Here is a 14,822-nt window from a genome sequence, read left to right as displayed (position 1 = left end):
TGAATACAATGCGGATCGAATACTCAGTATTTGTATACCGATAGGATTATTGTCACTTGTTGGGGGGATTCCCAAATCTACCATTTTTTTTCTTATGTAGCCATTTTTCATGAATGGTATTAGCAAGACCTTTGCTGAAACAATAATCACAAACGTTATGGCAAAGGCATATTTAGAAATTACATTAAAGATAACTGATGCGGATAGAGCGCAGGTTGTCGACGTTTACAGTCGGTACAAAACTCCATTCCTTCAATCCATCGAAGGAGCGCTGACAAAGGAATTGCTAGTGCATGTTGAAGACATTCAGGTTTTGCATAGCTTTAATACTATTGAAAATGCGCAGGAGTATTTATTGAGTAATCTTTTCAACGATGAGGTAGTAGTTGCGTTAAAATCCGTCATCAAGAACAATCTCAATATTAAGATCTACGCCGTTGCTTAATAGTCGACAAAAAAAGGCTGCCTTTTACCACGCAAGCCATATTCCGATTGTAAAATAAAAAAACAAATCATTCATATAATTTAACATGAAAGATGAAACACTATGCCTCCACGCAGGCTATTCGCCCCAAAACAGTGAACCCCGAGTTACACCAATAGTGCAAAGTACCACCTATGTTTATGACAGTATTGAAGAAGTAGGTGAAGTTTTTGATGATCCTACAAAGAGTATCATCTATTCCCGTTTTGCCAATCCAACAGTGATGGCCGTTGAACGTAAAATTGCGGAGTTGGAAGGTGGTATTGCTGCAATGTGCACATCATCCGGTCAGGCGGCACTACTTATTGCAATTCTAAATCTATGTAAAGCGGGCGATAGTTTGATTAGCCCGATTCAAATATATGGCGGTGCAACAAACCTTTTTTCGACTACCTTAAAGAAACAGGGCATAGAATGTATATTCGTAGATGTTGATGCTGATGAGGCCACTTTGCACAAAGCTTTTAAATCCAATACAAAGGCAGTATTTGGTGAATCGCTTTCCAATCCGTCACTAACCGTTTTGGATATCGAAAAATTCGCCAAAGTGGCGCATAGCCATAACGTACCATTGGTAATTGACAACACATTTGCAACTCCTGTTTTATGTAAGCCGATTAAGTTTGGAGCTGACATAGTTGTCCATTCGACTTCTAAGTACATGGATGGACATGCCGTCCAAATTGGTGGCGTTATCGTAGATAGCGGAAAGTTTGATTGGACGAATGGTAATTTTCCGGAAATGACCGAACCTGATGAATCATATCACGGCGTTTCTTATACCGAAATATATGGGGCAAGCGCCTATATTATCAAAGCCAGAATGCAATTAATGAGAGACTATGGTGTATATCCGGCTGCACATTCCGCTTTTTTACTCAATCTGGGCTTAGAAACGCTTTCTATAAGAATGGAGCGCTACTGTTATAACGCGATGAAGGTGGCAGAATTTTTGAATGCTTCAGACAAGATATTGTCTGTAACTTACCCAGGTTTATCTACCGATAAATACTACGATTTATCCCGAAGATATCTCAAAGGAAATAGTGGCGTTATTTCTTTTGAACTGAAAGGTGGTAAACAAAATGCTATGACATTCATAAATGCTTTGAAACTTGCATCCATTGAAGTGCATGTTGCCGATATCAGAACTTCCGTTTTACACCCGGCTTCGACAACGCATCGTCAACTAAGTGCAGAACAACTTAAGGACGCAGGTATCAGCGAGGCTTTGGTGCGTATTTCTGTCGGTCTGGAACATATCGATGATATTCTTGCAGATATTCGAAATGCCTTGACTCAAGTTTAGGTCACATAAAAACGATTTTTTAGGATCAAGGGCCTTGGAGGGAAGATGCTGAAACTTGATGTCGAAACTGAGATCTGCAAAATTGATAAAAATTAGGAATCAAAAACAGTAACTCGGGGGCGCTATTGATTTCAAAGTTAGAGGAGCATAGCTTAAAGATGAAATGAAAGTGTCATCGTTATTAACGATAAAGTTCTGCCGATTTTAGTATAAGTAGTGTAGCCGTTTTTCGGAAAATGAACTAATATTTTTGTCCAGTAAGCTTTCTGCGTTTCATCAATATCAAATTCTAAACAAGCAAAATACCTGGAAATATTCTGGGTATTTTGCTTTAAAATGAAAAATAGTCATGAGGAATTTATGCTTAGCGTTGTTTCATTGCCTCAACTTATCGCAGCCTCTTACAAACTTTGCAGCTGTTTGTAAAACGTTTATTTTGATCCGTTCAAATCTTCACAAAGGTTTGGACACAGGAGAATAGGGAATCCAAAAGGAAAAGGTACTTCCTTTATCTACTTCTGATTTCACTTCAATTTCACCTCCTAGCGCTTCTACGTATGCTTTGGCAATTGACAGCCCAATTCCGGAACCTTCGTATTCCCTGCTCAGACCAAGGTCCGCCTGCACGAAACGATCGAAAATCACATCTATTTTATCCTGAGGTATACCAATTCCAGTATCGGTGACATAGAACCAAAGTTTGTCATCTTTAAGATAGTTGCCGAACTCAATTTCTCCGTTGTCTGTGAACTTGAAGGCATTCCGGATCAGGTTTATCATTATACCTCCCAATTTATTTCGGTCGGAGATAATTTGGGCACTTTCCCCGGTAATTTGTTGTCCCAGCTTTAAATGTATTCCTTTGTTGGCTGTTTGAATTTTGAAAAAATCGTATTTAAATTTCATTACTTCTCGAAGATCGACTTCTGCAAAATGCAGGTTTAAATCGCCAATTTCAATTTTTGAGATTTCCAAAAGGTCATTGATAGTCGTCATTAGTCGTTCACCACTCTGATTAATGATGCTAATGAATTCAGAACGAGTTTCTGCATCAAGATCGGGTTCATCCAGTAGACCCATAAATCCAAGGATACCGTTCATCGGAGTCCGGATTTCATGCGACATATTTAGTAAAAAGGCTGTTTTTAACCGGTTACTTTCTTCTGCTTTTTCTTTAGCTTTAATTAAATCGGCTTCCAGTTTCTTCTGGGCGTTGATGTCCAATACAGTTCCATATAGTCCGATGATCCGACCATTTTCATCTCTTAAGGCATTGCCTTTTGACCAGACGAGTGTGGTACTTCTGTCTTTTTTTATCATTTCGAGTTCCAGTTCGAACGGTTCGCCTGTTTTCATGGAATGTTCAACAACGACGTTTAAACGGCTAAAACTTTCCTCTGTGTGGAATTTAGGTAATTCTGCATAAGATGGAGCCGGAAGGCTGGGATCCAATCCGACTAAAGTGAAAAAGCTTTCGGACCAAGTGACAGTGTCTGTTCCCGCAATCCATTGCCAACTTCCGATTCCTGCCAGTTTCTGTGCTTCGTTAAGTTCCTTTGCATTTGCTTCAGCGATATCCTTCGCCCGAATTAAATCGGATTCCAATGCTTTCTGTGCGGTAATATCCTGCACCGTTCCCTGTAGACCAATAACGACTCCGGTCGCATCAAACGTTGGGCGCCCTCTGGATAACATGGTCAAAAAGCTACCATCGGCTCGAATCATCTCAAATTCCAGAATGAATGGCTCGCCGTTTTGTAAGCACTCCGAGACCGCTTTTTCAACTTTAGTCCTGGATTCAGGGGAAATAAAAGCAAAAGATTCATCATAGGTTGGTAGAGAGGAGTTCGGCTCCATTCCCAGAAGGTGAAATAATGCCGGTGACCATTGTGTTGTATTGGTTGTAAGCGACCATTCCCAACTCCCGATGCGGGCGATGTCCTGGGCCTCTTCCAATTTTTTTTCATTAGCTTCAGCTTTATTCTTCGCTTTGGTTAATTCAATTTCCAATCGTCTTCGTCTATCGATGTCTTGCACGGTCCCTTGAAGACCGATCACTTCTCCTGTTTCGCTTTTAACAATACGTCCTTGTGTTTTTACGAAAAAGTGTTTTCCGTCCGCTTTTACCATTTCCAGTGTAATTGCATAGGGTTTTTCAGTGGCAAGACATTCCTGGAATGCAGCGGATAGCTTTTCCAGGCTATCCGGAGTGTAAATGCTTTCTGATTGATATATTCCTGGAGGTGGGAGGTTCGGGTTTAGCTTTAAAAGATGATATAGTTCCGGTGACCAATTTATGGTATTAGTTTGTTTATCCCAGTCCCAACTTCCAATTTTAGCAAGCTCCTGCGCTTCTCGTAGTTTTTGTTCGTTTCGCTCTGCCGTTTCTTTGGCTTCAATCAATTGTTGTTCAAATTCCTGTCGTTGAGAGATGTCACGAATAAATCCCTGCCTTCCTTTGATATTCCCGTTTTCATCATAAATATACCGAGCGTTCATCGAGACCCAGAAAACGGAGCCATCTTTACGCTTGGCCAGGTAAGTTTCATCGTGGATATGCTCACCTTGAGCCATTATATTTCTTACATCCAGAGCGTCGGACGGTTTTCCATAAAGTAGATCCGCTTGTAGTCCCATCATCTCCTGGACTGAAGAATAGCCAAACATGGCCGGAGCTGCCGGGTTCACATAGGTTATGGTCGCATTGTTATCAGTTTGAAGGTAGGCATCATCAACGTTATCAAATATTACGTGCAGCTTTTCATTAGCATCCCTGAGTTCCTGTTCGGTTTTTCTACGTTCCGTGATATCAATAAAGATTTTTAACAAAGCCGGTTTCCCTTTGTACCGGAATCCAGTGTGGTTAACTTGAAGAGTTCTATTTCCGATAAGCTCATTGGTTTCAGAGGAAAAAGTCTCTCCAATTTGAATTGTTTTTTTTACCGGACAGGTATCGCATGGCTGGCTGTTGTTGCGGTAAGAATACCAACACGTTTTACCGACAAGATCTTCACCAAACATGTTTTTTAGTACTTTGTTTGCGAACAGGATTTTCCCGTCCTGGTTGACGATTTCCAGGCCTAGTGGTATCGAATCGATCAGAAGGCGGTTAAACTCGTTGCTCGCTTTTTCAGAAGCTTTGAGAGATAAGATTTCAGTGATATCAATGAAAGAAGCGACGGCTATGTTTTGCGAATTAATGCTCAGTTTCCGGGCATTCATTATCAGATATTTGATCTCGTTCTCTATCGAATTAATCTGAATAGGATATCCCTGAATCAATTCTTTAGAGTGAAAGGATTCCTTAAGATCGTCAATAACATCAGGATTTTTTAAAATCCCTAAGTCCGAAAGTTTCTTGTTGATCAGTTCTTCTCGTTTGTATCCCGACTCTTCGATTAGAGTTTCGTTGGCATCCAAAAATTGAAAACCTGCATCAATGTCCAAAATGCAAACAGCAACAGGACTTTGGTGGAAAGTGATGTTAAACTTCTTCTGCAGCGAATTCTTTGCCGCTGCTTCCCCTAATTTTACAGCTATTAAGTGTAGTAATTCTTTGCTGTGTTGTAAGGTGTCAGTACCGATAAGAGAAGGTTCTTCGCTGCAAAATAATTGAAGATCTCCGATTTCGTTGTATTCGGCGCTGATAACTTCAGTCAATTTCCATGGAGTAACTTCGAAGTTAGGGCTGGTGTATTCCTGATCACCTATTATAACTTTCACGCTTTGCAGGCGCGATAGGAGCCAATTATCATGAATAATTGTAATCGCTTGACTAATTATTTCATTAAAGGAATACTCCGGGTTTTCAATCAACGCGCTTATTTGGTGAATTATTTTTAACTCCTTTAGTGCCTGTTCTTTTTCATTTAAAAGACTCTCTAATTCAGTGAGTAGATCTTCTTTGGATTTATTTAGATAATGAGAAGGAATATTCATTCGGTCCTATTTTTTATTCTGAAAATGATATACGGGGGCAACGCAGTATACTGTGATTTTTGGATTTTGGATATGGAGAAGATAGCAATTAAATTGTTAAGGTGGCGTTTGGTCTGTAAAAAATCAGGTTGTGTCGGTAGAATATGCTTTTAAATCGGATTTTTTCATCTTTTATTGCGCTTGATTTTTAAAAGTGTCGATTTTGGCCTTAATTTTTCTTTGTCTTTCTGAGGATATTGGGAATAGATCCAATTCTCGCGTAGTGAGGGAACCCGACTTAATCAGATGCTCTCATCTAAACTTTTTACCTTCAAGCTTTGTCTACTCTACAAACACGAACTGCAATGGAAACAAAAGAATACAGCAACGGCGAAATCACCATAGTTTGGCAACCCTGGAAATGCATTCACTCGGGCGTTTGTGTCAAAAACCTCCCGAAAGTTTACAACCCGATCGAACGCCCCTGGATTAAAATTGAGAATGCCAGTTCACAGGAACTCATCGATCAGGTTGCCAAATGCCCGTCGGGCGCCCTAAGTATCAAAAAATAATTCGGCATAATTTGAATCGATTAGGGGAATAGGATTCTTCAGTGGAAGCGGATGAGGCGGATTCCCCGATTTAAGAAACTTTGAAATTGCCTGATTTCCATTTTCAAAATTCTTGTGCGAGGAATATTGTCCCCAAAGGGTGGATTCAATGTAAAGATTGTTGGTTCAGTTCTGCTGTCGATAGGCCAAGCTCTTTTTCAGAATGATATCCTGGAAAGCCAAAAGGGCTTTCTTTTGGTAGATTTCAGAAGAGACCGTGATTGTTGCTTCACGAATCATGTTTTTGCCTTCGATGGGAACAGCGGTTAGTTCTGCAAAATCGAACAGGGAACTATTCATCAGGATGGTATTCCAATTTTTTGTATTCGTAAGTTCCAGCAGGCTGTGAATATCGTTGATTTCAATTTTGGCATTTAATTCGATTCCTTTCTTCAGGAGTATCCCATCCAGGAAATTCCGGATACTGTAACTGGGCGACGGCAAAACCAAAGGCAGTTCGGACAGCTTTTGCAAGCTTACTTTTTTGAGTTTAGCCCAGGCATGCGACTGATGGAGAATAAGCGAAAGATGAGCAGTAAACAGCTGGCTTATTACAAGGTCTGCCAGGTTTGGGGAAGAAGGCAGGAACGAAAGCATGCAGTCGATTTCAAAGGCCCGGATCTTTTGCAGTAAATCGGAGGTCGAGCCGAATTCAATCCGGACCTGGACCCCGGGAAATTCCTGGTTAAATGCGGTAATGGATTGGATCAGTAGTTCGGTTAGCCCGTAAGTTGCCCCAATCGTTAACTTGCCGGTTTGTAGATTATTCAAATCCATTAATACCTGCCTGCCTTCCTCGGCCTGGCGAATGGTTTTGCGGGCGTAACCGAGCATCGTTTCTCCCGCTTCCGTTAATCTTACCCGTTTCCCGATCCGGTCAAAAAGGAGAATGTCCAACGAGGTTTCCAATTCTTTTATTTGGTGTGAAAGGGTGCTTTGGGTGATGTACAAATCATCAGCAGCCTGGGTGAAGTTTAAAAGCTCAGCTGCACGGACAAAGTATTTGAGTTGACGAAGTTCCATTCTTCTAATTTTTCTAAAGATAATTATTCTATATCGAAATTTTCGATTGATATGATCTAAAAATACCATTTCCACGATTAAGAAAGATCATCGAACTTTGTTTCAGTTAATTTTAAAACACGAAAAGATGGAAATTTTACAAACACCCGAAAACGCATTATCCGAATCAATCGTTTCTACAGTGATCAATGCCCCAATTGAAAAAGTTGATATTGCGGACTGGCTGCTTCACCTGCCGGACGCCGAATATCAACGTTGTTCGGTTAATCACATTGCAGCCGGGATTACGGCTAACTACGAAGGCACACCAATGTCGATCAATGTTGAATTTGTAGGAACCGCATTGGTGGTACAACACTATGTTTTTGACGAAGCCCGCCCCGACTATTGCCGGATGCTTTCGATCTCGGATACGGTAACTGCCAGCGGTCGGTCCAGAGTTCAGGTTCTATGGGAACTCAAAGCGGAACGAATTGATGATCAAACGTCGAAATATACGAACTCGATCCATGCAACAGCAACTCCCGAGTTTATGGAGTTCATCCGTAAAAACGGGATTACTTTAGCCCAGGCTGCCAAAGCAAGACAAGATGCCTCCGATGCACACAACCACGAAGAAACACCTCTGTTTGCAAAAAGTATTGAGAATAAAGCGCTGTATGGCAAATACAATTTACCTTTCTAAAAAATGAGATTATGAAAGCTGTTACCATCACTGAATTCGGAAGTGCTGAAGTTTTACAACTAACAGAAATACCTCAGCCAATTCCAGTAGGGAATGAAGTTTTAATCGAGGTGAAAGCTTCAGGCGTTAACCGGAGCGATGTTCTCCAACGACAGGGGAAATACGCTGCTCCAACAAATACACCCAATGAAATTCCGGGCTTGGAAGTTGCTGGTGTCGTGGTAGTTTGTGGTCCCGACGTTACCCAATGGAAAGAGGGAGATCGCGTGTGTGCTTTGCTGGGAGGCGGTGGTTATGCTCAATTTGTTGCGGTAAAAGAAGGACAATGCCTGCCAATTCCCGCCAAATTGGATTTTATTGAAGCCGCCAGTTTGCCTGAAACAGTTTTTACAGTTTGGTCGAACATTTTTGAGCGCGGAAGTTTTCAGCCTGGAGAGTCTTTACTGGTTCATGGTGGAAGCAGTGGTATTGGTGTAACCGCAATTCAATTGGCGCACGCATTTGGCTCGCGGGTTATCACAACAGTGGGTACAGACGAAAAAGCACAATATTGTTCCGATTTAGGTGCCGACCTGTGCATTAATTATAAAACGCAGGATTTTGAAGAGGTATTGAAAAACAGCGGCGTTGATGTTATCCTGGATATGATCGGAGGACCTTATTTTGAAAAGAACCTCCATGTATTGAACGAAGATGGCCGGTTGGTTTATATTAATGCTGAATCAGGGAAAGATGTTTCGCTTGATATTTGGCAGATGATGGTGAAGCGGCTAAGTATTTCAGGAAGTACCTTGCGGGGAAGGGAGTACGAGTACAAGAAACGTTTGGCCGAAGAAGTACTGAAGTATGTCTGGCCACTAATCGAAAACGGGAAATTTAAACCGATTGTATACAAAGCGTATTCGTACACCGACGTTGTCCAGGCACATCAATGCATGGAGCAAAGCAAGCACATTGGCAAAATAATTCTGGATTGGGAGGTGTAATCCGACTAAGATTAACCTAATCCGGTTTGTGCTTGTTTTCAGGTGTGATCTTGAGGACAGGATATTGATGATACATTAGGTGGAATCAAAAAAGTAAACGGTATAAAATGGGTGAGCAAATTACCAATTTTATACCGTTTTTAGTTTTGTTGCGCCCCCAGAGAAATTTGTTTATGATATCGAGAATTCGTGCTCAGCTCATGACTTAGAATGTCATGTCGTTACATTAAAGGGATTTTGGAGCGACGGAATAGAATTGTCCATAGGAGGGATATTGGAGTGAACGAGAACTAATAATGTCAACATTGCCTTACACAAACAATAATAAAAGCTGTCGATTGTTTTGCCAAATACTTCCATTTTCCCACAATTTTGTTGTTTTTAACCTTGAATGTCCTACAAAATTGTAGTTATGTATTGCTTGTGTTTTTGCTATCGTATTGCATTTCCGATGGTTAAGCTTTAGATCATCTTTCGGCACGTTATCTGTTTTGTGAATAACGACGTTATCTTTTTAATGAATATCGAAAAACCAAAATTTGACTATAATGAAAAGGATGAATTTTTATTGCTTAATGGCGTTTAGCTGCTTGGTTGCTGTATCGTGTAGTGAAGATGATCAGTTGAAAAGTATTGTTTCGGGTGACTACCCGGTTAAGGAGTATTCCCTTGAACGGAACCCAAATGTGAATGTCTGGGGGGCTGGAATGGACTTCGTAAACGACGAGACAGCATTGGAAGAAACGGATTTTGATTACAAGTACCTGGAAGAAACCGACGACTACACGTATGATATTAAATTTTACACTGTAAAGTCTTATTACACAGATGATAATGGTGATTTGGCGTCGGAAGGTTGCCCTGCCATGTTGTTGAACTCGGATGTGAAGGCTGTTCAAATCGGAGCGGGACTGGAATATTTCGATTCACTGACTGAAATAACGCCGGAAATGCAGTTGTCGGTTGTTTCGGAGCCAACCGTGGATTACGCTGCATGCATTAACGAAGATGGATACTATGACCGGGCTCTGCTTTTTGCAGCTATCGACCAATGTGTTATTGGCCGGAGTTTCCGCAGCAATGTCTTGGTGATACCTGATGGCTTGACCGAGGAAGAAGTTCAACCGGTTTACCTGGTGAAGACTGGTGAGGGAGGTTACGTCAAATTTATGGTACATGCTTTCCAGGGAAGCGGGGCTGACAAGCAAAAAACCGTTGTTCGCTGGCAGGTTATTTCCGAATAGGCTGTCCAGTCAATCCGCCGCACGGCAGACAATTATTTACCAGAATTCCGGTCCATGAATCATTACTTGTGTCACTTAATTTTTCTATTTATGATGCTTAGTCAAACACTATCGGCAAAGGTTATCAGCGGAAAGGTGATTTCACTTTCGGGGGAACCCATTGCTTTTGCAAGCCTGCTATTGCCGCAAGGCAAACAGTTGCTATGCAACGAGCAGGGAGAATTTTGTTTTCCGGTCGATGCGTATGCTTTTCCTTTGGCGATTTCTGTATCGGCAAGCAATTTTGAAAGTCGCGATATTGAATTGGCACGCCCTGGTGACGATTTAAAGATTGAATTGGCACCTCGTGTTTATCAACTGGGGGATATAATGGTGTTGCAAAGTCAAAGTCTGCGGGCTAAAAGCAATGCGGCTGTTTTATCGGTTGATAAAGCCGAGGTGGAAGAACGGATGCCGCTGCACGTGACTGATTTACTGGGTGCCAAAGCAGGTTTCACGCAGCGCTCGGGTTACCAGGTTCCACTTATTCTCCGGGGTTTATCAGGCAAACGGCTCCTGGTGTTGCGCAACGGCAACCGTCGCTTTAGTAGTTACCCGGCAGGCTTTATGTCCCACACCATCAATGTGTACGATTTGGATCGCGTTGAAGTGGAGAAAGGAGCGGCTTCAGTGCGGTATGGTTCCGGTGCCATCGCCGGAATCGTCAATCTAATTGATGCATTCCCTTTTGATACAGACGGGATGAACGGGAAACTGACAGCTGGCTACGGAACCAACAACGATGAACGCATCCTGCTGGCTTCGGTCAGTGAGGGGAACGAAAAGTTGGCGGGCGGAATTAACCTACGCTATCGCAAAGCTGGAAGCGGCCATTACCCGGACGGAACGACGATTGAAAACAGTTTTTACGAGGATAAAGACTTCCTGGCGAAAACGGCCTGGAAAATGTCAGCAAAAAGCCGACTGGACGTGCTGGTCGACCTGCATTGGGGCGGGCCTTGGGGAAAACCCAAAGGCTTCAGCGGGACCGAATATTTACTGGCAACAACCAATATTGAGGATACGCGAAACATTTCAATGAACTGGACTTTTCAAGCCAATCCAAACTGGAAGTCGGTGGTGTCGGCTTATTTCAGTCATGAAAAGCGGGAACTTGAAAAACGTTACTTCACGGCTGCTGGCCATCTTTTGTCTTTCCAGGAAGTTACCGACTACACCGATTATTATTACGGTGCCAGCTGGACGCTTCAGCACCGGATTGGCGAAAAGTGGACGCTGAATACGGGAACTTCCTATTACAGCTTTCACATTTCGTCGCCAACCGAGAGTAACGACTACATTCAGAACCTTTCGTTTCGAAATCGGGTGAGCATCAATGCGCGCTCGATTGTGGCCGGAGCTTTTGGTGAAACCATCTTCCGGCCCGGTTTTGGAACTTCACTGGCAGGCGGCCTGCGTTTCGACTACGACCATGTGCAGGAAGGTGAAGTGTACAGTTTGAAGCAGGATAAGGAAGGCGAGAGTCATATTCATGCTGTTTCGGCATCAATTGGTGGACAAACTCGGCTTTCTGAGCAAAGTCACATTAAGCTGAACCTGGCCCGCTCGTTTCGTATGCCCGAAACAACAGAGCTGTTTGCCGATAACTATACGGCGCGGGGTATTTTATACGGAAACACCGAATTGAAGCCGGAATATTGCCACAGCATCGATATGGATTACCAGCAAACAATTGGTAAAATAGAGTTGGATCTCAGCCCTTTTTTGTGGTTGATGAAAGACATGATTACCATGGACGATGTGAAGGGGCAACCGGGAACCAATTTTCAATATACCAATGTTGGGAAAGCCCGCCTGTGGGGTGGAGAATTGATGCTGACAGTACCGGTGCAACAGCTTTTGCAGGAAGAAGATGAACTGGTGTTCTCCGCCGGCGCGTCATATCTGAACGGAACCGATGTTTCAGATGGGGGAGATTATTTCGGAGAAGGAGAGCCACTTGACTTTGTGCCGCCTTTCAACCTGAAATCGGAGCTGCATTACCACTACCAGTTGAGTCCGAATATTTCGTCACATGGATTGCTGGCTGCCGTTTACTACAGTGAGCAAAGGCGCCTGCCCGATGACGGTTATGCCACGCCGGCCTACGTCGTAACAGATTTGTCACTCGGGTTTAGCTTTGGGGCCTTGCCTTGTAATCCGTCACTTCGACTGGTCGTGAACAACCTGACAAACAAGGATTACGAAACCTTTCAGTCGTACTTACCGGCCGAAGGGAGGAACTTTCGCTTTTACGTCACTTTTAATTTGAACTGATATGTTGGTACAATCGGATACAGATCTAAAACAATTACTGGAGCAACATCCGGAATGCCTGGAGTTTCTTTGGCCCTTCCGTAAGCTGATTGACGAAAATATTTCAGTCGGTAGTTTTGCCGAGCAATATGAACTGCCTTTGGAATCACTGACCCTTGGTTTAACAAGGACGGTGAAACGAGCGTTGCAGTATCCGTGCAACTATGCGCAGATGCGCAGAAATCTGGTGAAAAGCGGGCAGGTAAATATAGCAGGTTATGTGAGTTTTACCTGGCAACAAGCTTTCGTAGACGAGCTTTGCGCCTTTGCTAAATCGCAGGGAATAGGTCTGAACCTGAATATTTTTCCGAAATACAAAAAGAAGGAATTTCAAAATTACCTTGCACTCTGTCAATCGATTGATGATTTGCCGGATATATTGATTGGCAAAGGCTTTAGCTCGCTAAATACCCAACAGTTTACTGATTCATGGATTAAGCCGGGTTATTTTACTTCGCAGATCCGGGCACCCTTTAACGCAATGTTCCGGAAAGCGGGATTGGTGGATGACAAACGACAGTACCACACTTTTGGAGCGGAGGAGTTTGTCATGGTTTACGATCCGGCGTTGAAACCGAATTTAGCTCTTCCCCGGTCGTGGTCGGATTTGCTTAACCCGGAGTACCGCGGAATGATCTCGCAGATGGGAAAGAATGTACGCGATCATTTTGGCTTTGTGATGATGTTCTATTTGTACCACCAGCATGGCGAAGATGGAATCCGTCAATTCGCAGCGAACGTTAAAAGCAAACAACATTTTTCAGGGATGGTAAAAAATTTGGCAACAGCGCTGCCAGAGACAGCTCCTATTAACCTGATGCACAACTTTGCCAAGTGTTTTATACGCAGTGATGTGCGTGATGAAGTTCAGCAGATTAACCCAATCGACGGCAATCCGGTTGTAGCTTATTTCTTTCTGTTAAAACAAGGTGCCGGTTCTGATGCTGAAAAGTTGGCCCAGCATTTTTACTCACCTAAGATTGGAAATATCCTGGAGAGATCAGGATCGCTACACGCGGCTCAGTCGTCGGTACTGGCAGGAGATAAGAAGATCCGTTGGATTGGCTGGGACACGGTCAAGAATGCTCCTCTACCATATTTAAAGGAATATCTCAGCGAAGTTGCTTATTCTGAATATACACCAGAAACCATTTCAACGAAAAGAAATCATGAAAACAATGACCTCTAAAATTTGCTTCAGAAAACTGAAAATAGTGATCCTGCTTGTACTATTGGTTCTGCCGCTGTTTGTTTTCCCAACGAAGCTAACTGATATGGCCGGACGCAAAGTTGATGTCCCGGCAAGTCCGAAGCGATTGGTTCCTTATGATGCTAAAACATCGATTTTAGTTTTCCCATGTGCCGGATCGAAATTGCTGGCCAAGGGAATGATTTCCGGAACCAGGTTCCTGCCTTATTTGTCGGAGGAGTACAAGCAGTTGCCGACCGTAGATATTAAAAATCTGGAGAATGTATTGAGCTTTCAGCCTGATCTGATTATTGCCGGCGCGTTTTTGCCGGAAGATCCCCTGGAGAAATTTGACAAGCTGCAGAGCAAAGCGGGAATTCCGGTGGTAGTTGTTGACCTCAGCCTGGATAAGCTGGACGAAACCTACCGCTTTTTAGCCGAACTGCTTCAGGCTGACGCTGCCTGCGAGCCGCTCATCAGCTACCTGCAGCGGGTGTATCAACAAGTGAATGAGTTGAAGGGCAGGAAGTCGCTTTCGGATGTTTCCGTCTACTATACATTAGGTGCCGATGGTTTGATGACTGACCCAAGTGGCTCGCGACATACCGAAGTACTCGACTACCTGGCGGTTCCGATTGCCGCGAAAATCCCGTTGCCATCAGGTGGGCATGCGCAGGTGAATCTCGAGCAGATTATCGCCTGGAATCCGGACTACATTTTTGCTACTGCTTTTAAGGGCGACAGCAATCCGGCCGAGCGTATCCTTAGCAACCCCGCCTGGAAATCCATCAAGGCGGTTCAAACAAAAAAAGTTTATGTGGTGCCCGGCGAACCGTATGGTTGGTTCGACCATCCGCCTACAGTGAATCGGATTTGCGGGCTGATCTGGTTGAGCGAACTGTTTTACGACTATTCGCCAGAACAGGCCAAAGCAGATATTAAGTTATTCTATCGCCTCTTCTATCAATACGACCTGAAGGACACCGAACTGACAGAGATGATGTAAATTCTTAATCAG

At 43.2% G+C, this 14,822-nt stretch carries 11 protein-coding genes; 9 read left to right on the top strand and 2 right to left on the bottom strand.

From position 1 onward, the window contains the following. The first annotated feature begins 157 nt into the window (after positions 1-157). Entirely contained in the window at positions 158-445 is a 288-nt protein-coding gene (locus BC643_RS03715; protein ID WP_120274132.1) for a hypothetical protein, read from the top strand. Positions 446-530: 85 nt separating this feature from the next. Beyond that, entirely contained in the window at positions 531-1,793 is a 1,263-nt protein-coding gene (locus BC643_RS03710) for an O-acetylhomoserine aminocarboxypropyltransferase/cysteine synthase family protein (RefSeq protein ID WP_120271820.1), read from the top strand. A 453-nt stretch (positions 1,794-2,246) separates the two neighbouring features. Here BC643_RS03710 and BC643_RS03705 read toward each other — a convergent pair whose 3' ends face one another. Then, complete coding sequence (locus tag BC643_RS03705; RefSeq protein WP_120271819.1) at positions 2,247-5,732, bottom strand: sensor histidine kinase; 3,486 nt, start codon at positions 5,730-5,732, stop codon at positions 2,247-2,249. A 344-nt stretch (positions 5,733-6,076) separates the two neighbouring features. Between BC643_RS03705 and BC643_RS03700 the strand changes: the two genes are divergently transcribed. Further along, positions 6,077-6,283, top strand: coding sequence for a (4Fe-4S)-binding protein (locus BC643_RS03700; protein ID WP_120271818.1), 207 nt, complete (start codon positions 6,077-6,079; stop codon positions 6,281-6,283). A 165-nt stretch (positions 6,284-6,448) separates the two neighbouring features. On the opposite strand, the gene BC643_RS03695 is transcribed toward BC643_RS03700, so the two are convergent. After that, positions 6,449-7,345: a LysR family transcriptional regulator gene (locus BC643_RS03695; RefSeq protein ID WP_170154445.1), complete on the bottom strand. Its 897-nt coding sequence runs from the start codon at positions 7,343-7,345 to the stop codon at positions 6,449-6,451. A gap of 127 nt (positions 7,346-7,472) precedes the next feature. Between BC643_RS03695 and BC643_RS03690 the strand changes: the two genes are divergently transcribed. The 6 genes from BC643_RS03690 (at position 7,473) to BC643_RS03665 (ending at position 14,810) form a co-directional block, all read left to right on the top strand. Continuing rightward, on the top strand, positions 7,473-8,030 hold the full coding sequence (locus BC643_RS03690; protein WP_120271816.1) for a hypothetical protein: 558 nt from the start codon (positions 7,473-7,475) through the stop codon (positions 8,028-8,030). 11 nt (positions 8,031-8,041) lie between these two features. Further along, positions 8,042-9,016: an NAD(P)H-quinone oxidoreductase gene (locus tag BC643_RS03685; protein ID WP_120271815.1), complete on the top strand. Its 975-nt coding sequence runs from the start codon at positions 8,042-8,044 to the stop codon at positions 9,014-9,016. A gap of 548 nt (positions 9,017-9,564) precedes the next feature. Further along, positions 9,565-10,260 carry a hypothetical protein gene (locus BC643_RS03680; protein ID WP_147377128.1) on the top strand — a complete coding sequence of 232 codons (696 nt, stop codon included), beginning with the start codon at positions 9,565-9,567 and terminating at the stop codon, positions 10,258-10,260. A gap of 90 nt (positions 10,261-10,350) precedes the next feature. Further along, positions 10,351-12,576 carry a TonB-dependent receptor plug domain-containing protein gene (locus BC643_RS03675; RefSeq protein ID WP_170154444.1) on the top strand — a complete coding sequence of 742 codons (2,226 nt, stop codon included), beginning with the start codon at positions 10,351-10,353 and terminating at the stop codon, positions 12,574-12,576. A 1-nt stretch (position 12,577) separates the two neighbouring features. Further along, the gene (locus tag BC643_RS03670; RefSeq protein ID WP_120271812.1) at positions 12,578-13,804 is read left to right on the top strand and encodes an ABC transporter substrate-binding protein; all 1,227 of its coding nucleotides are present in this window, start codon (positions 12,578-12,580) and stop codon (positions 13,802-13,804) included. Beyond that, entirely contained in the window at positions 13,785-14,810 is a 1,026-nt protein-coding gene (locus tag BC643_RS03665; RefSeq protein ID WP_120271811.1) for an ABC transporter substrate-binding protein, read from the top strand. The genes BC643_RS03670 and BC643_RS03665 overlap by 20 nt, the downstream gene beginning before the upstream one ends. Positions 14,811-14,822: the final 12 nt, after the last annotated feature.

The sequence above is a fragment of the Mangrovibacterium diazotrophicum genome (assembly GCF_003610535.1).
GTDB lineage: Bacteria > Bacteroidota > Bacteroidia > Bacteroidales > Prolixibacteraceae > Mangrovibacterium > Mangrovibacterium diazotrophicum.
This window is presented reverse-complemented; position numbering and strand designations above follow the sequence as displayed.